This is a genomic window from Trinickia sp. Z7 (assembly GCF_056498045.1).
In genome coordinates, this window is record NZ_JAUEQW010000014.1 from 1 (window position 1) to 19,568 (window position 19,568).

Annotated in this window: 18 protein-coding genes; 10 read left to right on the forward strand and 8 right to left on the reverse strand. The window is 61.9% G+C overall.

Going from position 1 to position 19,568, the window contains the following annotated elements; all coding sequences use genetic code 11:
• A partial coding sequence (locus QQS38_RS20600; RefSeq protein WP_479647208.1) for a T6SS effector phospholipase Tle3 domain-containing protein occupies positions 1 to 1,456 on the reverse strand: 1,456 nt, incomplete at its 3' end.
• Between the two features lie 18 nt (positions 1,457 to 1,474).
• Positions 1,475 to 4,273: a type VI secretion system Vgr family protein gene (locus QQS38_RS20605; RefSeq protein WP_479647209.1), complete on the reverse strand. Its 2,799-nt coding sequence runs from the start codon at positions 4,271 to 4,273 to the stop codon at positions 1,475 to 1,477.
• 213 nt (positions 4,274 to 4,486) lie between these two features.
• Between QQS38_RS20605 and QQS38_RS20610 the strand changes: the two genes are divergently transcribed.
• Both QQS38_RS20610 and eutC read left to right on the forward strand, forming a co-directional pair.
• On the forward strand, positions 4,487 to 5,866 hold the full coding sequence (locus QQS38_RS20610; RefSeq protein WP_479647210.1) for an ethanolamine ammonia-lyase subunit EutB: 1,380 nt from the start codon (positions 4,487 to 4,489) through the stop codon (positions 5,864 to 5,866).
• Complete coding sequence (eutC, locus tag QQS38_RS20615; RefSeq protein ID WP_479647211.1) at positions 5,863 to 6,675, forward strand: ethanolamine ammonia-lyase subunit EutC; 813 nt, start codon at positions 5,863 to 5,865, stop codon at positions 6,673 to 6,675. Before QQS38_RS20610 ends, eutC begins: the two co-directional genes overlap by 4 nt.
• Before the next feature lie 166 nt (positions 6,676 to 6,841).
• On the opposite strand, the gene QQS38_RS20620 is transcribed toward eutC, so the two are convergent.
• Entirely contained in the window at positions 6,842 to 7,735 is an 894-nt protein-coding gene (locus QQS38_RS20620; protein WP_479647212.1) for a LysR family transcriptional regulator, read from the reverse strand.
• A gap of 100 nt (positions 7,736 to 7,835) precedes the next feature.
• Here QQS38_RS20620 and QQS38_RS20625 point away from each other — a divergent pair, with 100 nt between their 5' ends.
• The 3 genes from QQS38_RS20625 to QQS38_RS20635 are packed head-to-tail and all read left to right on the forward strand — an operon-like array spanning position 7,836 to position 10,831.
• Complete coding sequence (locus tag QQS38_RS20625) at positions 7,836 to 9,140, forward strand: CitMHS family transporter (protein ID WP_479647213.1); 1,305 nt, start codon at positions 7,836 to 7,838, stop codon at positions 9,138 to 9,140.
• Positions 9,141 to 9,156: 16 nt separating this feature from the next.
• Positions 9,157 to 10,515, forward strand: a complete 1,359-nt coding sequence (locus QQS38_RS20630) for an acyclic terpene utilization AtuA family protein (RefSeq protein ID WP_479647214.1) — start codon at positions 9,157 to 9,159, stop codon at positions 10,513 to 10,515.
• Positions 10,502 to 10,831, forward strand: coding sequence for an AtuA-related protein (locus QQS38_RS20635; protein WP_479647215.1), 330 nt, complete (start codon positions 10,502 to 10,504; stop codon positions 10,829 to 10,831). The genes QQS38_RS20630 and QQS38_RS20635 overlap by 14 nt, the downstream gene beginning before the upstream one ends.
• Before the next feature lie 86 nt (positions 10,832 to 10,917).
• Here the strand turns inward: QQS38_RS20635 and QQS38_RS20640 are convergent, their stop codons facing one another.
• Entirely contained in the window at positions 10,918 to 12,159 is a 1,242-nt protein-coding gene (locus tag QQS38_RS20640; protein ID WP_479647216.1) for a cystathionine gamma-synthase family protein, read from the reverse strand.
• A gap of 175 nt (positions 12,160 to 12,334) precedes the next feature.
• Positions 12,335 to 12,733: a response regulator gene (locus QQS38_RS20645; protein WP_479647217.1), complete on the reverse strand. Its 399-nt coding sequence runs from the start codon at positions 12,731 to 12,733 to the stop codon at positions 12,335 to 12,337.
• A gap of 121 nt (positions 12,734 to 12,854) precedes the next feature.
• Here QQS38_RS20645 and QQS38_RS20650 point away from each other — a divergent pair, with 121 nt between their 5' ends.
• The 3 genes from QQS38_RS20650 to QQS38_RS20660 all read left to right on the forward strand — a co-directional run bounded on the left by QQS38_RS20650 (position 12,855) and on the right by QQS38_RS20660 (position 15,387).
• Entirely contained in the window at positions 12,855 to 13,982 is a 1,128-nt protein-coding gene (locus tag QQS38_RS20650) for an ATP-binding protein (protein WP_479647218.1), read from the forward strand.
• Between the two features lie 76 nt (positions 13,983 to 14,058).
• Complete coding sequence (locus tag QQS38_RS20655; RefSeq protein WP_479647219.1) at positions 14,059 to 14,886, forward strand: AraC family transcriptional regulator; 828 nt, start codon at positions 14,059 to 14,061, stop codon at positions 14,884 to 14,886.
• Positions 14,887 to 14,961: 75 nt separating this feature from the next.
• Positions 14,962 to 15,387: a cupin domain-containing protein gene (locus QQS38_RS20660; protein WP_479647220.1), complete on the forward strand. Its 426-nt coding sequence runs from the start codon at positions 14,962 to 14,964 to the stop codon at positions 15,385 to 15,387.
• Between the two features lie 213 nt (positions 15,388 to 15,600).
• Here the strand turns inward: QQS38_RS20660 and QQS38_RS20665 are convergent, their stop codons facing one another.
• Both QQS38_RS20665 and QQS38_RS20670 read right to left on the reverse strand, forming a co-directional pair.
• Positions 15,601 to 15,972, reverse strand: coding sequence for a DoxX family protein (locus QQS38_RS20665; protein ID WP_479647221.1), 372 nt, complete (start codon positions 15,970 to 15,972; stop codon positions 15,601 to 15,603).
• 80 nt (positions 15,973 to 16,052) lie between these two features.
• Positions 16,053 to 16,925 (reverse strand): NmrA family NAD(P)-binding protein, encoded by an 873-nt coding sequence (locus QQS38_RS20670; RefSeq protein WP_479647222.1) that lies wholly within the window; start codon positions 16,923 to 16,925, stop codon positions 16,053 to 16,055.
• 132 nt (positions 16,926 to 17,057) lie between these two features.
• Here QQS38_RS20670 and QQS38_RS20675 point away from each other — a divergent pair, with 132 nt between their 5' ends.
• Entirely contained in the window at positions 17,058 to 17,507 is a 450-nt protein-coding gene (locus QQS38_RS20675) for a winged helix-turn-helix transcriptional regulator (RefSeq protein WP_479647223.1), read from the forward strand.
• 233 nt (positions 17,508 to 17,740) lie between these two features.
• Entirely contained in the window at positions 17,741 to 18,190 is a 450-nt protein-coding gene (locus tag QQS38_RS20680) for a hypothetical protein (RefSeq protein WP_479647224.1), read from the forward strand.
• A 232-nt stretch (positions 18,191 to 18,422) separates the two neighbouring features.
• Here the strand turns inward: QQS38_RS20680 and QQS38_RS20685 are convergent, their stop codons facing one another.
• Positions 18,423 to 18,980: a sugar O-acetyltransferase gene (locus tag QQS38_RS20685; protein WP_479647225.1), complete on the reverse strand. Its 558-nt coding sequence runs from the start codon at positions 18,978 to 18,980 to the stop codon at positions 18,423 to 18,425.
• Positions 18,981 to 19,568: the final 588 nt, after the last annotated feature.

A 19,568-nucleotide genomic window follows, 5' to 3' on the forward strand; every position in this document is an offset into this window, starting at 1 on the left:
AATCGGGATCGGGGCTAGCATTCACCGGTATCCGCGTGAATACGTTGACCAGATAAAGAACCGGCGCAGTGGCCAAGGTCATGATCTGCGGCAGCGGATTCATGCCCGCCCGCAGCCCCCGGTCCAACGGGAACCGCACGGCGGGCGAAGCCGGAAACCAAAACCCTTCCTTTTTGTTCTTGCCGCTGCGCCAGTCATCGTCCCAGTAGTGGTAATACACGCCGCTACGGCCCACCTCGAACCCAGACGAGAACACTCGCTGCGAAAACACCCCGTCGGCATGCGTATCGGCGCGCTCCTTGTCGCTCAACCCACGCCAGCCGATGCCTTGCACGGTTTCAGCCGAAATGACTTGGTCATGCGGGCAGCAATAGAGCGTGACGCGCCCGTACGTCTGGCCGTTCAACCCATGCGCGGTGCGATCGTCGCCCGCGTTGTAGGCCGCGCCGCCGCTTTCGGACGTGCGCGTGTTCGCCATTTCCTCATCGAGCTTAGCCGCACTCGGCTCATGGGCCGCGCGCTCACGCAAGATCTCGAAGTAAGCCTTCAGCGTCTCGGCGCGTGCCACATAGCTCTCTCGTCCTCGGCGGCCACTCCGATCCTTGATGCCACGCTGCGCCCAAGAATCGGTCCCGATACCGGGCACGAGGCTATAGGGGGGATTGAAGAGCACATACGTATCGGCAACGCACCGGCCACTCGCTCCGAACGGGTCGGTCACCTCGGCAAGCCGCTCGCCGAGGAACGCAGCGGCCATACCGACCATGTTGCCCTGACTGTGGCAAACCACCGTAACCAGTGTGTCGGCCTGCCTTCGGCGAATCGATTCGATCAGCTTGGCGAGGCGCAACGCGGCCAGCACCATGTACCCGCGTGGCGGGCATTGATACACCTTCCGAGCCGGCACGGAGTTCAAGTGCTGCACGGTGATCCAAAGAAAGAGCGTGTCGTTCAGCCCTTCGTGCCACAAGTCGGGAAGGCTCGAGGTGCCATTGGCGAACGGGCCGCCGCCCCAGTAGTTTTGCTCGTTCAGAAAGATGTTCGAACCGTAACGCTTCAATTCGTCTTTATTGGCTTTGTATCCCCAACGGAAGTGGATGACGGGCGAAAACGACGCGTCCGGCTTGACGCAACTCTTGGAGGTCATCTCCGGGTTGATGTACCCATCCGCCGTCACGCTCTCGATGTACTGAGCGGGCGAGAGTTGCCCGGCAGCAATGCCCGTATATTTCAGCTGGTCATCTTTACGCCCAAGCCGCGCGTTCAAACCGCGACACAACCCCTCCTCCGACGCGGAATACCATTCGCCGTCCGAATTCACGCCGTGCACGAAGATGACGATGCCGGGCAACGGCAGTTGCTTCACGCAAATGAGCGGCGTATCCGGATCGAACAACATCACCCCCCGCGTGCTGCTTACGAGCACGCGCGGCGTATTCGAAGAAGAATCGGTCATGGGTCGGTTCTCGTTCTCTTACTTCTCGTTCTTGAAGAAATTGACCATCAGCGGTTCGAAGCGCTCACCGCGGATGCGCGACAACTTGCCTTGCGGATCGGATTCCCCCTCGACCAGGTTGCCGGTCGCCTTGAGAACCTCGCCCTCGTACCCGCCGACGGGCACGCCATCCGAAGCTCGAATCCATTGCGGTACCCGTCCCGTCGAGCCTGCGTCGAACGTCGGCAGATCTACCTTCATGCTTGCGGGTCCGTCCCAGTGATGACCGGCAGCCTTCACCGTGAAGCTGCCGGGGCACCCCAATTCGATGTTTCCGCCGTGCAGCTTTAGATAGGCGCCGCCGGACGTGACGAACACCACTTCGTCGCTTGCCGCACCCGCGAGCTTGCCGCCGGCCGCCGTGATCTTTATGTTCTTCGCGGAATCGATTTGGGTATCGTCGGCTTGGCTTTGCAGCTTGACTTTGCCGTGATTGGCGACGGCCGAGACGCCGTCGGCTTGCGCATATAGGGCGAGCCCTTGCCCGGCCTGCAGACTGATCTTCTGATCGCTCGCCACCTGCACGTGTTGGCGCGCTACTTGGTCGATGTTCTCGCCCGCATACGTGAGATGGGTCTTCGGTGTGACGTGGATCGCACCCGCCTGGGCGCCGAACGCCATCAACGCGTGAGGACTTTCCCTCGACGAGCCGATCTCGTCCGGGCTTGCCGCTTGCCAGCCTTTGAATGCTTCCGCGAGTGCCCGTTGCCCTGCCACGTCCGTAGACTCACCGCCATGCGCCCCCGCATACTCCCCTAGCGATTTGAACAGTTCCTCGCATTCGCCGAGCAACCGGTCCAACTCATCGCGATCGAGCTGATGCCCGTGCGCTTTGTTACGCGCGTAGGTGGTCAGCAAAATGCCCTTCGCGGCCCGCAGCGCCGCCGCCGCATCCGTGCGCAGTTCCGCCCCCTCGCCACGCGCCTCGCCCACGCCGTTGGTTCGCGGGTGCGTCAGATACCCCAGATTGACTTCGCTGGCCGCATGCTCCGTTGCCAGTTGGACGCTGATCTGCCCAGGCGTATCGTCGAGCCGCAGTTGGTTGTACCGTCGTCCCTTCACTTCGCGGGTCTTCACCCCCGACACGTAGCGATTACCCGGCAGCGCGCCCGCATGGCTGAACGTTGCCGGCATATGCGGCCCGTTATGAAACACGCCGGCCACGTACATCTTGTCGGGGTCGCCGCCGAGGAAGTCGAGCAATACCTCCATCCCTTTGCGCGGCAGCCAATTTTCACCGAAGTCCTCCCCCGCCAAGCCCGTCAGCACCCGCACCCAGGCACTGTCGTCGTGCGTGCCGCTCGCGCCCGCGCCGTTCGCATGCTCGTGGTCTTTCCGATCCAGCCCCTGCAGTTGAACTTTGATTTGCCCCCGCTCGTTGCAATAGACCTCCTCCCCCTCAGTGGTTACGACGATGCCGGGAATCGGATACACGCGGGGCAAGTCGACGTGCGGATCGTAGGAGGGAATAAGCGGCATATCGCGCGGTACGCCGCTGAACGTGTTTTCATATCGGCTTTGCGCCGAATCGCCAAAGACAGTGGGCCGATCGGGCGTGTCCACCGACACCGGTGGCGCATCGAACGACCACCGGCTGGCCGTGAACAGCGCCTGCGCGCGCTCGTTCAACGCCTTCGGCAGATTGTTCTCGGCGCGATGATGCAAACTGGCGACCGTGATTCGAAGCGGATTTTTCGACAAACGATCGAAAGGACCCTGCCCCGTGACTTCGATCCATTCGCCCACCGCCAGATTGCGGACGCCGCTCGCGCCGTCGATTCGAACCGCACGCGCGCCGTGGGACTTCACGCGCGCCGTACCGATGCGATCGTAGTCGGCCCAAGAGTCGGCAATATGCGGCGCGTCGATGCGCGAATCCATCAGCAACCGGCCGAGGTCATTGCCCGCGTTACCCTGATCGACGCGCGTCGCGCCTTGGATGCGATCCATCCGGCCGGGCGTGTAGTCCCAACTAAAGCGCCGTATCGACCCCGGCACCAACTGCCGGGCCGTACAGAGCAATGTGACTGCGTCGCGCTCGCCGATGGTCGCGTCGGGCCGGTAAACGACCGAGCCGAGCGCCGACTGCCGCAGCTTGATCGAATTGTCGTAAAGCACCAGCGTATGGGCCGTGTCGCCGGCTGCACCCGGTTGCTTTTGTCCGCGCTCGCCCGCCCGCACGAACCAGCCGATGCCCTCGCGCCGGCAGAGCCGCCGAATGAACGCAGCGTCCGATTCGTCGAACTGAACCGTCTGCTCCCTCGCGGGCAACCTCGCGGCATCGACCTTCGAGATATCGAGATAAAAGGCGCCGGCAAGCACGGTGCTGGTTTGCCGCCACTCCGTGACAAGCGTGTGGATGACGTCCAACACGCTCATTCGGCGAAAGACTCGCGTATTGATGCGCCCCTCCAGCAGGGACAGCGCATCCCGGATCAGGATCTGATATGCCGCGAAGGAACCATCGCACTCGCCCTCGCGCGCATCGACTACGATGCCGTTGATCGCATGCAAAGCGCCTTGATCCGTCAGCAACTGGACCGACACCGGTAGCCCGATCACCGCGGTCAACGGGATGCCGGCACTAGCCGAGAGGCACGACACACAGCCGTCGATGCCGCCGAACAGGCTCTCCCGGATATCGACGCGTTGCGGCAGCAGTAGGTCTTCGAGCTGCTCGGCGTGCTTGGGTTGCTCGCCGAACTTCAGACGGATGGCGCGCTTTCTTTGAGACGGCAATGCGCCGAATGAGGCACGCGGCAGGCTGGGGTAGTTCACGACGTGTTCGCTCGCTCACAATGCAAGCGGGTTATTGAACACGTACTGACTGCGAACGGGCAGAAAACGAGCGATTTTCAGACGTATTTACGCGTCGACGGCCCTCGCATTCGGCGGAGCGCGGGCCGATCGCAGGGGCGATGGCAGCGTCAACGAACCGTAGCCGGCAACGGCGTATAGTGCTTTCACTTCCCCGCGAGCGAGGGTGCCTGCATGAACTTTCGTGAAACGATCGGCCCGCGTCGCTATTGCTTCGACGGCCTTTCCACGCTGCTTGCCAAGGCAAGCCCTCGCCGCTCCGGCGACGAACTCGCCGGCCTCGCCGCCGCATCCGAGGAAGAACGCGCCGCGGCGAAGATGGCGCTGGCCGCGGTGCCGCTCAAAGCATTTCTCGACGAAGCCGTCATCCCCTACGAAGACGACGAGGTCACTCGCCTCATCGTCGACGATCACAACGCCGAGGCCTTCGCACCCATCGCCCATCTGACGGTGGGCGAGTTCCGCGAATGGCTGCTGGCAGATACGAGCGATGGCGCAATGCTCGAACGCGTCGCCCCCGGGATCACGCCGGAGATGATCGCCGCCGTGTCGAAGCTGATGCGCAATCAAGACCTGATCCTCGCCGCACGCAAGCGGCCCGTGGTGACGCGCTTCCGAAACACGGTGGGGCTGCCGGGCCATCTGTCGGTGCGTCTCCAGCCGAATCACCCTACGGACGACATCAAAGGCATCGCTGCGTCGATGATCGACGGCCTGTTGTACGGCTGCGGCGATGCGGTGATCGGAATCAATCCGGCATCCGATTCGCTCGCCGCCATTACGGCGCTGCTCGAGATGACGGACGAATTCCGCCAAGCGTACGCGGTCCCTACGCAAACCTGCGTGCTGACACACGTAACCAATACCCTCGCGGCGATCGAAGCCGGAGCGCCCGTGGACCTGATTTTTCAATCGATCGCGGGCACGGAACGAGCGAATGCGGGCTTCGGCATCACGTTGTCGCTCCTCGCCGAAGCCTATGACGCGGGCCTTTCGTTGAACCGCGGCACGATCGGGAACAACGTGATGTACTTCGAGACCGGTCAAGGCAGCGCGCTATCCGCGAATGCGCATCACGGCGTCGACCAACAAACCTGCGAGGCCAGAGCCTATGCCGTCGCCCGTAAATTCAACCCGTTCCTCACGAATACCGTCGTCGGTTTCATCGGCCCGGAGTATCTCTACGATGGCAAGCAGATCATCCGCGCTGGCCTCGAGGATCACTTCTGCGGGAAGCTGCTCGGCGTGCCGATGGGCTGCGATATCTGCTACACGAATCATGCCGAAGCAGATCAGGACGACATGGACACGCTGTTGACCTTGCTCGGGACCGCCAACGTCAACTTCATCATGGGCGTGCCCGGCGCGGACGACATCATGCTCAACTATCAAAGCACTTCGTTCCACGATGCGCTTTATGTACGACGCTTGCTCGATTTGAAGCGGGCGCCGGAGTTCGAAGCCTGGCTCGAGGCGATGCAAATCACCGATGCATTCGGCCAAATTCAGCACCGATCGCGCATACCCTTGCGTCTCGATTGGATCGAATCATGATGAAAGAAGACGTGGACCCTATCAATAGGCCAATCCGGGCAGTCGAGGAAAACGCTTGGACCGCGTTGCGTCGATTCACCGACGCCCGCATCGCACTCGGGCGCGCCGGCGCGAGCCTGCCCACCGCGCCGCTCCTTGCGTTCACGCTGGCTCACGCGCAAGCGCGAGACGCCGTGCATGCACCGCTCGACACGGAAGCGCTCATGCGCGAAATCGAAAGCAGAGCCCTCGCTTCGATAGAAGTACACAGCGCCGCGCAAAGCCGCGAACAATATTTGCGTCGCCCTGATCTCGGGCGCATGCTCGATGCCCCGAGTGCGGCATATCTCGCGCAGCGCGCGGCGTCCGATTCCGTGCGGCCCGATCTGGTCTTCGTCATTGCCGACGGGCTGTCCGCCAAAGCGGCGGCATCGCACGCACTGCCGTTCATCGACAGGACCGTCGCACGGCTGGCGGGGTGGCAGTTCGGCCCGATCGTGGTTGCTACGCAGGCGCGCGTAGCCATTGGCGACGCCATCGGCGAATTGATGAACGCCGATATGGTCGCTGTGCTGATCGGCGAACGGCCGGGCCTCAGTTCACCGGCCAGCCTCGGGGTTTATTTGACCTATCGGCCGCGCGTCGGGCGCACCGATGCACAGCGCAACTGCATATCGAATGTGCGTCCGGAAGGGTTGGACTACGACGCCGCGGCTTTCAAGCTTGCACACCTGCTGGAGGCTGCACGCACACGCCGGCTCACGGGCGTCGGCTTGAAAGACGAAAGCGTTTGGGATGGCAAAGTGCTGTCGACCGATAGCGGCATGTAGGACCTTTGTTGCGTTCGAGCAGCGACCCCATGCAACCGACGGTGGAACGCTTGGCGCCGCGTCTGAGTTAAATCTTGCGCAGGTTGCGCGCACCTCGGACTCGAACATCCCGGCGAACTCGCATGAGGACATCGCCCACGGTCGGCTCGACCCGAGCCGCGCGATGTTATCGAGACCCCAAGCCTCGACTCATCAGGTTCACGAATTTGTCGGTGATCGCGGGCAACGTTCTACCTATCTTCTTCACGATCGCGATCGACCGCACGAACGCCGGATGGTCGATCGCCCTGACGACGAGTCCCGGTTCCGCGCGCACCTCCCGCGCGGTCTCGGGCAAGATGGTCACGCCCAGCCCCCCGCGCACCATCGCCACGGCGGTCATCATGTAAGTCGGTTCGCACGCGATATCCAGCGCGTGTCTTGTTTCGCTCAATGCCGCATCGACCACCGCGCGTACGCTCGTGCCCGTCGCAGTCAGCACCAGCGATGCGTGCGCCAGATCGCTCAGGCCGACGCGGCGCTTCCTGGCCAACGGATGCGCCCGGGGACAAACGACGACGAGCCGATCCACACCCGTATGCAGCACCTCGAGCATCGGGTCGTGCACCTCCCCGCCCGTCAATCCGATATCCGCTTCCTCGTTGCGCACAAGCGCATTCACGGTTGCCGCCACGACGTCGCGAATCTGAAACGCGACGCGGGGCACATCGCGCTTCATTTCGATGATGAGCTCGGGCAACGCGCTCGCCGCAAACGTGGGCAAACACGCGAGACGAATCGTGCCGCTTTCTCCGACACCCATCGCACGCGCATCGCGCAGCACGGCGTCCATGTCGAGCAGTGATTTGCGCAACAGCGGCAACAGTTCGCGCCCGGTTGGCGTCAGCGCCACGTTGCGGCTGTTGCGATCGAACAGCCGCGCGCCGAGGGCTTCCTCCAGCCTGCGTATCTGAACGGTCAGCGCCGGCTGCGACAGGTGCAACCGCTCCGCCGCACGCGTGAAGTTTCCCGCCTCGGCCACGGCGATCAATGCGCGAATGTCGCGTAGATTCAGATCCATTACAACCCGTGATAGCTGCGATCAAATTATTTCAATTGCGTAATTGCTGCCTCGAACATACTGTGAACGACATCAAAAAACAAGATTCGGAGACAAGTTCATGTTGCCGTTGCTCGGCCTGGCCACCATCGCCGTTCTCCTGACGGCGATTCTTTCGAAGCGCATGTCGCCGCTCGTTGCGCTCATCATCGTGCCGATCGCGGCATCGCTGATCGGCGGCTTCGGCTTGCAGACCAGCAAGTTCGTCATCCTCGGTTTGAAGAATCTCGCGCCCGTCGTCGGCATGTTCGTGTTCGCCATTCTCTATTTCGGCACGATCACGGATGCGGGCACCCTCGATCCGATCATCGACCGCATCCTTCGCGCGGTCGGCACCCGGCCGACGCGCATCGTCATGGGCACGACGCTGCTCGCGCTGCTGATCCACCTCGATGGATCCGGCGCGGTGTGCTTCCTCGTCACGATCCCCGCGATGCTGCCGCTCTACGAGCGCCTGAACATGGACAAGCGCGTGCTCGCGGCTGCAGTTTCCATGGCGGCGGGCATCAACTTCTTGCCGTGGACCGGACCGATGATCCGCGCGTCCGCGTCGCTGCATCTACCGATTTCGGCGCTGTTCAACCCGCTGATTCCGGTGCAGGCGATCGGCCTCGTGTTCGTCTTCGGTATGGCGTGGTGGCTCGGCCGTCGCGAGGAGAAGCGGCTTGGCTACTCGAGCGCGAACGGCGCGATCCCGATGCCCGAGCGCAAGCTCACGCCCGAGGAACAGGCGCTGCGCCGCCCGAAGAACTTCTGGTTCAACATCGCCCTGACCCTCGTCGTGCTGGGCACGATGGTACTGATGGACGAGAAGATCCCGCCTGCCATCATGTTCATGGTCGGCCTATGCATCGCGCTGATGGTCAACTACCCGAACGTGGACATGCAGCGCAAGCGCATCGACGCCCATGCGCGGGCTGCGCTGATGATGGCGGGCATTCTGCTCGCGGCAGGCGTGTTCACCGGCATCATGCAGGGCAGTGGCATGCTCAAGGCAATGGCCCAGGCGGCGGTGGGCTTCGTTCCGCCTTCGATGGCGGGACACATTCCGGTCGTGCTCGGTATGTTGTCGATGCCGCTCTCGATGCTGTTCGATCCCGATTCGTTCTACTTCGGCGTGTTGCCGGTCATTGCCGAAGTGGCATCGCAGTTGGGCGTGCCCGCGGTGCATGTCGGGCAGGCCGCACTGCTCGGTCAAATGACGACGGGTTTTCCGGTGAGCCCGCTTACGCCCGCGACGTTTCTCGTTGTCGGTCTGTGCGGCATCGATCTCGCCGACCATCAGAAGTTTACGTTTCCGCTACTGTTCGGCGCATCCATCGTGATGACGATCGCGTCCGTCATGCTGGGTGTGTTTGCACTGTAATCGCAGGGATGACGCCATGAAAGATACGATCCGAATAGGCGCGGGCGCGGGCTACTCGGGCGACCGCATCGAGCCTGCCGTCGAACTGGCCGAGCACGGAGCATTGGACTATCTCGTGTTCGAGTGCCTGGCCGAACGCACGATCGCCATTGCCCAGCAAGCGCGGCGCAACGATTCGAGCGCGGGCTTCGATCCGTTGCTGGAAGCGCGTATGCGCGCCGTTCTGCCTGTCGCGGTGAAGCGCGGCGTGCGCATCGTCTCGAACATGGGCGCGGCCAATCCGCGCGCAGCGGCGTCGAGAACGGCGCAAATCGCGCGAGAACTCGGCCTGCACGGTCTGAAGGTAGCAGCCGTCACCGGCGACGACGTGTTCGATATCGTCCGGCGCTCGACCCTGCGCTTCGAGGAGTCCGGTGACGATGTGCGCGCGTACGCCGACAGAATCGTCTCGGCGAACGCATACCTCGGCGCGGCGCCGATCGTCGCAGCCCTCGCGGCGGGCGCCGACGTCGTGCTGACCGGGCGTGTGGCGGACCCATCCCTGTTCACCGCGCCGCTCATTCACGAGTTCGGCTGGAAGATGGACGACTGGACTTCGCTCGGTCAAGCGACCGCCATCGGCCATTTGCTCGAATGCGCGGGGCAAGTGACGGGTGGGTATTTTGCCGATCCGGGCTACAAGGAGGTCGGCGATCTCGCGCGGCTGGGTTTTCCGATCGGTGAAGTGAGCGCGGACGGCGCGATCGTCGTGACGAAGGTGCCCCACGCCGGCGGCTGCGTGACCGAGGCGACGTGCAAGGAGCAGCTGCTCTACGAGATCCACGATCCGGCGCGTTACTTTCAGCCGGATGTCGTCGCGGATTTCACGCAAGTGCAGGTGACGCAGGAGGCGAAGGACCGCGTGCGCGTGACAGGCGGCCGCGGCGCGGCCCGCACCGGCACGTTGAAGACGTCGGTTGCGTACCTGGATGGCTACATCGGCGAAGGACAGATTTCTTATGGAGGCCCCGGCGCCGTGGCGCGCGCGCGGCTCGCGCTCGACATCGTGCGCGAACGCCTTGCGATTACGGGGATCGACGCGACCGAGTTGCGCTTCGACCTCATTGGCGTGAACTCGCTTTATGGCGACGCGATCGCGTCGCGGCACGCCGAGCCATATGAGGTCCGCCTTCGCGTGGCGGGCCGGGCCGCGACTGCGCGCGCTGCGGCGCGCATCGGCGACGAGGTTGAAACGCTCTATACGAATGGCCCCGCGGGGGGCGGCGGCGTGACCAAGGCGACGCGCGAAGTGATCGCGGTGCAGTCCGTGCTGCTTGCGCGCGAACAGGTGAAACCAGTGTTCGAATTCGTGGAGGCAAGCGATGAAACTGCGTGAACTGGCGCACGGGCGCACCGGCGACAAGGGCGACACGCTCAACGTATCGGTGATTTGCTTTGACGCGAAGCACTATGCGCAGTTGCGCGTGCAGCTCACGCCCGAGCGCGTGAAGGCGCATCTTGCAGAAGTCGTAAAGGGCGAGGTCGTGCGCTACGAACTGCCGAATCTGCACGCCTTCAATTTCGTGCTTGGCCGCGCGCTCGGCGGAGGGGTGACGCGTTCACTCGCGCTCGATGCGCACGGCAAGTCGTTGAGCATGGCGCTGCTCGATATCGATATCGACGTGGATGAGACGTTGACGGGTGAGGCGTAGCACCGGCATCGCGCAGCGGTGCAGGCGGCGCAACCACGGATACACCGCCCAGCGTTCGAATGACGCCGATCCCAGCCTCACCACCCTTACGCCGCGAGCTTCAGCGCTTGCGCGAAATCTGCGATTAGATCGTCGGTATCCTCGATGCCGGCGGACAGTCGCAGCATGCCGTCGGAGATGCCCATCGCCTTGCGCGTTTCAGGCCCCGCCTCGAAAAAGATCGTCGGCGCGACGGGGATGATCAACGTGCGGGTATCGGCGAGCCCAGTCGCCTTTATCGGCAGTTCGAGCGCATTGACGAATTCGATCATGCGCTCCGCGTTGCGCAATTCGAACGACAACAGCCACGACGCGCCCTTGAATAGCGCCTGCGCAACCTCGTATTGCGGATGGCTCTTCAGGCCCGGATAGAACACCTTGCCGACGGCTTCGTGCCCTTCGAGGAACTGCGCGAGCGCGAGCGCATTGTCGCTGCTCTGCTTCACGCGCAAGGCGAGCGTTTCCGCGCCCAGTGCGATGGTATGGGCCTGCTCCGACGCCAATGTCGCCCCCATGTCGCGCAGGCCCTTCTTGCGAATCTGCAAGAGCCCTTGATCCTTGGCCGCCGAACGCCGGTAGTCGTCGGCGATATTCGGATAGGCGCTCCAATCGAACAGGCCGGTATCGGTCACCGCACCGCCGAGCGCGGCGCCATGGCCCGCGATCGTCTTGGTCAGGGAATTGATCACGAGGCTTGCGCCCACGGCTTTCGGCTTGAACAAGGCGGGCGAGGTTATCGTGTTGTCGACGACATACGCGATGCCGCGCTCACGGCATACCTCGCCGATACCCTGCAGGTCGGGAATCTGCGTGCCCGGATTCGCGATGGTTTCGACGAACGTCATGCGCGTATTGGGTCGGATCGCGCGCTTCACGTTTTCGACGTCGCACGCGTCGACGGTCGTGACTTCGATGCCGAGCAACCGTAATGTGCCGAACAAGCTGTTGGTGTTGCCAAATACGTAGCGGCTCGACACGAGGTGATCGCCCGCGCGCAGGAGCGTGAGAAACGTCGCCGTGATCGCGGCCATGCCGGTTCCGAAGCAAACCGTGCCGATGCCTTCTTCGAGGCTCGTGACCTTGCGTTCCAGCGCAGCTGTCGTGGGCGTGCCCTGCCGTGCGTAGTTGAAGCCGCCCTTCTTCGTGCCCTGGAACACGCCGATCAGATCCTCGACGCGCTCGAAACCATATTGCACGGACGTATGAATCGGTTGATGCACGCCGCCGTGCTCGGTGCCCATGGTTCTGTCGCCGTGAACGATGCTTGTGGTGAAGCCTTGCTTGCCCATCCTTACTCCGCTTCTCAAGTTGATTGCTTCCGGCAGCGACCGCCGCTAATCGATGGCTGACACATTAGCGCGCGGGCATTCGGCGCAGTTTACGCGAAACTGGCGAATTCAACGAAATCCGGCTTTCTTTGCGATGCTCTTTTCCTCGGTGGCGTCGCTGGCCGCCGAGCCGATATTATGAGTGGTCCGCGGTGCCTGGGGAAACGCGCGACACTATCGCAGCGTGAACGCCCGGCAAGTCCGCGGGCTTGACAAAATGGTAGTCGAACCCGGAGTTGATGGATTCGGCCTGGTCGGCGGGCGATGTCAGAGCGGTCACTGCCACCAGCAGCGGGAGCGGCGCGAATCGTAGACGCCGTATCTCCCTCGCTACCGCGCGACCGTCCATACCGGGCATCTGAACATCGAGAACGACAGCGTCCGGATGCCATCCCCGGTACTGCGCGAGCGCATCCGCCCCATTTCCGGTTGCCCGGGTTTCGTAACCCTGAGCGTCGAAGAACGACACGTATGCTTCCAACACGCTCGTGTCGTCGTCCGCGATGAGCAAGCGCACGGCGTTTGGGGTAGGCATTATGTTCTCCAAGTGCCATACCACCAGCAATCGGCGGACCCGAGCAAGTAATTGTTTGCTTTTGGGTCTGCATTCCGCAAAGATGCGTTCTGCAACGTCTTTTCCATCCGTCGGGGGAACCATGCGACTGGCCGACTTCATCGTGCGTGACATGGATACCATTCTGGCGCAGTGGGAAGCGTTTGCCGGCACGCTGTTGCCAGCCGCGGCGAACATGCGGTCACTGGCCTTGCGCGACCATGCGCAACAGATACTGGAGGCCATAGCGCAAGACTTGTCCACCTTCCAGACCCCGGAAGCCCAGTTCGAGAAATCGATCGGGCAGGCGCCCCAACTCGAAGGTTCGTCGGAGACCGCGGCACAAACGCACGCGCTTCTGCGCGCGCGGAGCGGCTTCGACATCAACCAATTGGCCGCGGAGTACCGCGCGCTGCGCGCCAGCGTACTTCGCTTGTGGATGGATGAGTGTCGGCACGACGTCCCCCGTCTGGATGACGTCATACGGTTCAACGAGGCCATCGATCAGGCAATTGCCGAATCGATCAGCTTTTTCAGCGCGCAAGTGGAACAGGCCCGCAATCTGTTGCTTGGCATGCTGGGGCACGATATGCGCAGCCCGCTGCAGACCATCCAGATGACCGCTTCGTATCTCGCGGCGCTGAACGCCGGGGAGAAGGTATCGGTAGCCGCGTCCCGCTTGATCAGAAGCGGCGCTCGCATGCAGGCGCTGCTGGACGACATGCTCGATTTCAATCGCATCAAGCTGGGGCTGGGCATCAATGTCGCGCCGACGGAGACAGACCTGGCAAAACACGTGGCCGATGAGCTGGACCTGCTGCGAGCAGTGCATCCCGACCGCCAGATCGATCTGGACGTAGCGGGCGACTGCCAAGGTATGTGGGACGGCCGCCGTCTGCAGCAATTACTCGGCAACCTGGTTCTAAATGCAATCAAGTATGGAGCGCCAGACACGCCGGTGCGTGTCTCGGCGACTAGTAATGAAGCGCAGGTCTGCCTGGAGGTGAAGAACAGCGGGCCCGCCATTGAGCGCTCAACGCTGGAGCGCATCTTCGATCCGCTCCAGCGAGGCCCGAATCATCAGGACAGAACGGCCGACGGCAGTCTGGGGCTCGGGCTGTATATCGCGCGCGAGATTGCCAAGGCTCACGGGGGTGGGATCGAAGCGCGCTCGGACGAGAGAGAAACGGTGTTCTCCGTACGCCTGCCCCGTGAGAAAAAGCACACATGATGTGCTACGCGCAGATCGCCGCGCCCGAACGCCCATGCCGCACCGCGATACGCCAGGCCACCAAGGGTCATGCATCATGAACCGAAAAACACCGGTTTTGTCCTCCGACTGGGTCAAGCACGCCGCGCCGATAGAAGGCGTCGAGCGCATCGAAGCATGGTTTCGCGGTAGCGCATATGCCATGCACCGCCACGACACCTATGCGATCGGCCGCACGCTCGCTGGCGTCCAGCGTTTCAACTATCGGCGCAGCCAGCGAAACAGCCTGCCCGGCAACACGCTCGTACTGCATCCCGACGAGCCTCACGATGGTCAGGCGGGCACCGAGGAAGGGTTCCGATACCGGATGATCTACGTGGAACCCGCACTTATTCAGGACGTACTCGGTGGGCGAGCGCTACCGTTCCTCGAAGGCGGTGTGACGACCGATCCGCGCCTTGCGGTTGCTACGGCGACGTTGCTGCAGCACGTCGGCTATACGCTCGAGCCGCTCGAGCAGAGCGATGCGCTTGCCGAATTAGCGAATGCCCTTGCCGCAGTAGCCGGTACCCCTGCACGAACAGCTAAAGGCGACTTCCTCGCCGCGCGGCGCGCACGCGACTATCTGCACACGAACTGCGAGCGCATTGTCACGCTCGACGAACTTGAAGCGGCGACGGGCCGTGATCGCTGGAGCCTGTCGCACGACTTTCGCACGTTCTACGGCACGAGCCCGTACCGGTATCTGATCATGCGTCGCCTCGATGCAGTGCGCCACATGCTGCTCGCAGGCTCCTCGCTCGCTCACGCTGCCGCAGCCACGGGTTTTGCCGATCAGAGTCACATGACGCGGCACTTCTCGAAAGCCTTTGGACTCACGCCTGGACGCTGGCTCCAGGTCGCGGGCGGCATCCAGCGCGGCTGAAAACCCACGATCGTTCAATACGGCCGCAAGGAGCATGCGTACCCTCAACGCATCAATCTTTGAACGGAGAGAACGATGTCTCAATCCTCGAACTATCCCACCGCGCCGGTCACCCGCGGCCAGTGCCAGACCATCGATCTGATCGGCAAGATCGCACAGATCAGCGGCCACTGGCAGCCGCGCGTCGTCGCCGAACTGAACGATTATCAATTCAAGGTCGTGAAGCTCGAAGGCGACTTCCAGTGGCACCGGCATGCCGATACCGACGAAGCGTTCATCGTGCTCGAAGGCGAGTTACGTATCGATTTTCGTGCGGGGCCGTCGGGCGACGGTTCGATCGTATTGCGTGCTGGGCAGTTGGGCGTGGTGCCGAAGGGCGTCGAGCACAAGCCGCATGCAATCGCGGAAGTTAAGTTGCTGCTCATCGAGCCGCGAGGTGTGGTGAATACGGGCGACGGCGCAGCAGGCGAGCGAACTGTCGAAAACGACCAGTGGATTTAAGCCGGCCATCGGGTCCGACAGGCGAGAAGTCACACCGAACGAATACGGGTGAGACTTCAGAGACGCGATTGTCGTCGATTTGCGCGCGCTAGTTCACTGTTCGCTCGAGGCCGAATTGGCTCGCCGTCGACTGTTGCTGCTCGCCTCCAAGCTGGTTGGTAATCGCACTTCCAGCATACCCTTAAGCTCTTGAAGAGCCGGGTGAGGTAAGGTTTAGCCTGCCGCTATAGAACCGGCAGCGAGCCGCTTGCGCCCATCAATCCAGCCGACAACGACCGAAAGTGTCGCCACGACGAGTGGCGCCACCCCATGTCCGTATTCGCCGTGGACTGTGACTGTTGCCAGCGCAGCCAACATCACGGTGCAGCCGAGCGCCGAGCCCCACATCCGCGTCCGTGCTCGCACCAGCAAAATGGCGGTCATGAGTTCCAGCGAACCAGTCACGAAATGGAACCAGTGCGGATATCCCCACTTCAGGTATTCCTCAAAGATGGATCGCGGGGCGACGATGTTGCTGAGCGATCCCACGACGAAGAAAGCGGCAAGAACCAAAGGTAAGACTTTGCGCCAGGCTATCTTGGACATTCGTTCTACCTTCTCTAATGAGGGCGCTGCCTCGGATCAGTGTGGCTGCCTGATCGACGAGCCGGCCGATCTTGCTCTGTTCATGCCTTGGTGGCCTTGTGGGCCGCCGCAAAGACATCGCGAGGGGGCGTCGTGCCCGCGACGTGCTCCGTACCCGCGACGCCGAGGTCCATCCAGCCCGCGTTGACGGCATCGAACATCTCCTCGGCCGGTCCGGTCTGGCCCTTCGGGACGCCGAACTGTTCGAACGCTGCTGTCCACTCGGCTCGCGGGATGGCGAAGGCCTTGACGTCGCGCTGCAAGACTTCGCCTAGCTGCGCCGCGACTTCATCCGCGCTGACCATCGAGCCAAGCTCGACGACGCGATGCCCCGACCACGACGGTCCGGTCAGCAGCGTCGCCGCCTCGGCGCCGATATCGTCGGCTGCGATCATGGTCGACTTCCGACTCGTCGGGTTGTAATAGACGGGTAGCGTGCCGCCCTGGGCAACGTGCAAGCCGTAAAGGAAGTTTTCGAAAAACCCGCCGGCTCGCATATGGGCAATCGGTAACGTCAGGTGGCGCAGTCCTTGTTCCAGCAGCGACAGGGCCGTGATCATTCCCAGCCCGCTGGTTCTGTTCGCACCCATCGACGACAGCACCACCACCCGAGGTGGCGCAGCCTTGGTCAGCGCTTCGACATAGTTCGCGATCACGCTCTTTGCTTCCCTGAAATCAGGCGACGGTGCCCAGACAGCCGGCAGCATGACAAACGCACCTTCGACCCCTTCGAGCGCCTTCTCTACGGCCGCCGCATCATTCCAGTCGCCGTCGACCAGCTCGACGCCTTGAGCCGCCCATTTCGTCGCCTTCTCGCGATTGCGGACCAGCGCCCGGACTTTCTTGGCTTGCGCCAACAAATGTTGAGCCGTTGCGCCGCCTACGCGTCCAGTAATTCCCATTACCAAAAACATGTGTTTCTCCTGAAATTAGTGTTGCCTGTAAGCGCCGGCATTTCCGGGGCTGGAGTTCCCCGAGCAAAGGTCTTTGTTTGAGGGCAGGTCTATCATAGAGACCTATGCCTCGCGCCGGAAGGAGGCAGTTTTTTGTTACCAGAAGAGTTAAAGGGAACCCGAATGAGCAACGCCCAGAATGCGATCGAGAGATTCGGCCGATATCAACGTCAACTGGGCGACGCCCAGCCCGCACACTGCGCGGTTCGCGACGTGCTCGACCGCATCGGCGACAAATGGAGCACGCTCATGATCATGGAGCTTGCGACGCGATCACAGCGCTTCAGTGAGCTTCACCGAGCCATCCCGGACATTTCCAAGCGCATGCTTACGCAGACACTCCGCGATCTGGAGCGCGACGGACTCGTCACTCGCCATGTTTTTCCCACCAGCCCGCCAAGCGTCGAATATCGTCTGGCCCCGCTAGGCCAATCCCTGTTGGAACCGATGGCGGCCCTCATCGATTGGGCCGATCGTCGTTATCCCGACATCCATGCCGCGCGCGTCCGCTTTGACGGTGCATCCGGTCATCTCCCGCGCTAGATGCTCAGCCCGATGTAGGCGTGGTGGCGAGAGCCTGAAGCGGCCGGTTTATGGCTCTGCTGTGCAGATGGCGTGGAAGGTGAGCAGCGGTCGACGAAACTCCGATGGACTCGCCTTGAGACATTAACCTTAAATTTCGGCAAGTTGCGCCGTTATCCAATGAGTAAGGCTCCGATCGGCACGCGCAGTCGCGAGCGAAATCAGAGCAGACATCCGCTCAAAGGGTAACGGCGATGTACCAATGGCTGGCTGAAAGAGTTCCGCTTTTCGGTGCCAACGCGCCGTGGGCCGCTCGCTTGTCATTCTTGCTGTTCGTGTTCGGCTGGTTCTGGGAACTCAACAATTCGCTGCACTTGTTCTTATTGACAAGTCGCATTCCTTTGAATCCGAAACAGCATCTCGGCCTAGTGATGATGTCCGTCATATGGGGAGGATGGCAGTTGCTCAATGCCGTGCTGCTGACCGGCATCGCATATCGCGGCAACTGGGCAAAGGTGATGCAACTGATCGTCACGGTGTTCGGCATGTTGCTGCTGCTGACTTTGCAGATTCTGAAACTGCGTTTCGATCTCGGAGTGCTCTATTTCTGCAATGCTGCAGCGACCGTGTTGCTGTTCTTCCCATCCGTCGCTGCGTGGTTCAGCGGTTCGGTTCTTCAAGCACGCCGCGACGCCCGCTCTTGAAGGCATCGCAGTGTTGCGCCGACTGGGAGTACAGGATGCAATAGGTCGATCGCCTCGGGTCCCGTTTTTCACGCATGAGGCATAACCTTAATGCACCCCGACCGACGGTACCGTCTTGTGGCTCGGGATCGCAGGGGGGCGCAGTCCGACCCACATGGGACCGTCGCCTTTCTCAAGAGCGGACCTTCATAACCCCGCTTGGGCGATCAACCACCCCCTTGCAGATGTCCTCTTAGTCAGCAATCGAACGAATAAACTTCGCCGGATTTCCACCGACAAGCGTATTCGGGGGGACGTCCTTGGTGACGACCGATCCTGCTGCGACAACCGAGTTCTCGCCAACGGTTACGCCACCGATAATGGTCGCGCCGGCTGCGATCCAGACGTTTCTCTCAATCACGACGGGCTTTGCGATTACGACGTTACGTCGCTGGGAAGGTTCGATGGGATGCCCGGAAGTGATGATGCTCACGTTCGGCCCAATCATCACATCGTCGGCAATGTCGATTCCGCCAAGGTCATAGAAAGTGCAATTCTGATTTACGAATACATTGCGCCCGATACCGATATCGGTCCCGCCGGTTGTGTAGAACGGTGGTATCAGTAAAAAGCTGCTGTCCACTTTCTTACCGATGAGATCACTGAACAAGGCACGGACTGCATCCGCATCGTTAAACGTCAACCGATTGAGAGCGGCGGTGATTGCCATCGCTCGTTTGATGTTTGCCGACATGGCCGCTGATTCCGGCGTTCTCCTGGGGATTATTCTGGTGCAGTCATCATTCGCCATTCGTTCTTTCCTTCCATAGCAAAGCGGTCGGTCCGATTGTCGACGATCCAGCCCTCTCTGTCGATTGACCGCTTCTGGCCGCACTCCGACCGAGGACGCCGTCTCGCCGAGCTTGGGATGATAGACGGCATGCGTCGACGGCAACCGATGCCGCCGAGCATACCCTGATCGCCAATCACTATGTGGAGACGGAAGAGGCACTGAACCTAAGCGTTGCATTCGTTCGGGGACGCATTCACTTTGGCCGACAACATGTGCCTCTGCCCGCAACGTTTGTCGTGCACTACGACGTGCGCGGCCAAAGGGTTATGGTCGAACTGGAAAGTCGCTTGGAACAAGCGCTCGGGGACCTCGCGAAGGTTCGGGTGAGCGATCATGAGCCTTCAACTGATAACTCGCGGAATCACCCTGAGTGATGTTGAGCGCAGGCTTGGCCTGCTTCGCGGTGGTGCTGAAATATTCCCGATCGGCGGAGAGCATGTCGGGATTTCTATCCCGACTCGACTGCTTGACACTGTGGGGGAAGAAAGGGTAACGGACGCGCTACGACACTTGACCGTCTATGACCTTTACTCCGGTGTTTGGAGC

Excerpts from the sequence above, each read along its gene's own strand:
- QQS38_RS20610 (WP_479647210.1), top strand. The coding sequence starts at position 4,487 with ATGAACTTTCGTGAAACGATCGGCCCGCGTCGCTATTGCTTCGACGGC.
- eutC (WP_479647211.1), top strand. The coding sequence starts at position 5,863 with ATGATGAAAGAAGACGTGGACCCTATCAATAGGCCAATCCGGGCAGTC.
- QQS38_RS20620 (WP_479647212.1), bottom strand. The coding sequence starts at position 7,735 with ATGGATCTGAATCTACGCGACATTCGCGCATTGATCGCCGTGGCCGAG.
- QQS38_RS20625 (WP_479647213.1), top strand. The coding sequence starts at position 7,836 with ATGTTGCCGTTGCTCGGCCTGGCCACCATCGCCGTTCTCCTGACGGCG.
- QQS38_RS20630 (WP_479647214.1), top strand. The coding sequence starts at position 9,157 with ATGAAAGATACGATCCGAATAGGCGCGGGCGCGGGCTACTCGGGCGAC.
- QQS38_RS20635 (WP_479647215.1), top strand. The coding sequence starts at position 10,502 with ATGAAACTGCGTGAACTGGCGCACGGGCGCACCGGCGACAAGGGCGAC.
- QQS38_RS20640 (WP_479647216.1), bottom strand. The coding sequence starts at position 12,159 with ATGGGCAAGCAAGGCTTCACCACAAGCATCGTTCACGGCGACAGAACC.
- QQS38_RS20645 (WP_479647217.1), bottom strand. The coding sequence starts at position 12,733 with ATGCCTACCCCAAACGCCGTGCGCTTGCTCATCGCGGACGACGACACG.
- QQS38_RS20650 (WP_479647218.1), top strand. The coding sequence starts at position 12,855 with ATGCGACTGGCCGACTTCATCGTGCGTGACATGGATACCATTCTGGCG.
- QQS38_RS20655 (WP_479647219.1), top strand. The coding sequence starts at position 14,059 with ATGAACCGAAAAACACCGGTTTTGTCCTCCGACTGGGTCAAGCACGCC.
- QQS38_RS20660 (WP_479647220.1), top strand. The coding sequence starts at position 14,962 with ATGTCTCAATCCTCGAACTATCCCACCGCGCCGGTCACCCGCGGCCAG.
- QQS38_RS20665 (WP_479647221.1), bottom strand. The coding sequence starts at position 15,972 with ATGTCCAAGATAGCCTGGCGCAAAGTCTTACCTTTGGTTCTTGCCGCT.
- QQS38_RS20670 (WP_479647222.1), bottom strand. The coding sequence starts at position 16,925 with ATGTTTTTGGTAATGGGAATTACTGGACGCGTAGGCGGCGCAACGGCT.
- QQS38_RS20680 (WP_479647224.1), top strand. The coding sequence starts at position 17,741 with ATGTACCAATGGCTGGCTGAAAGAGTTCCGCTTTTCGGTGCCAACGCG.
- QQS38_RS20685 (WP_479647225.1), bottom strand. The coding sequence starts at position 18,980 with ATGGCGAATGATGACTGCACCAGAATAATCCCCAGGAGAACGCCGGAA.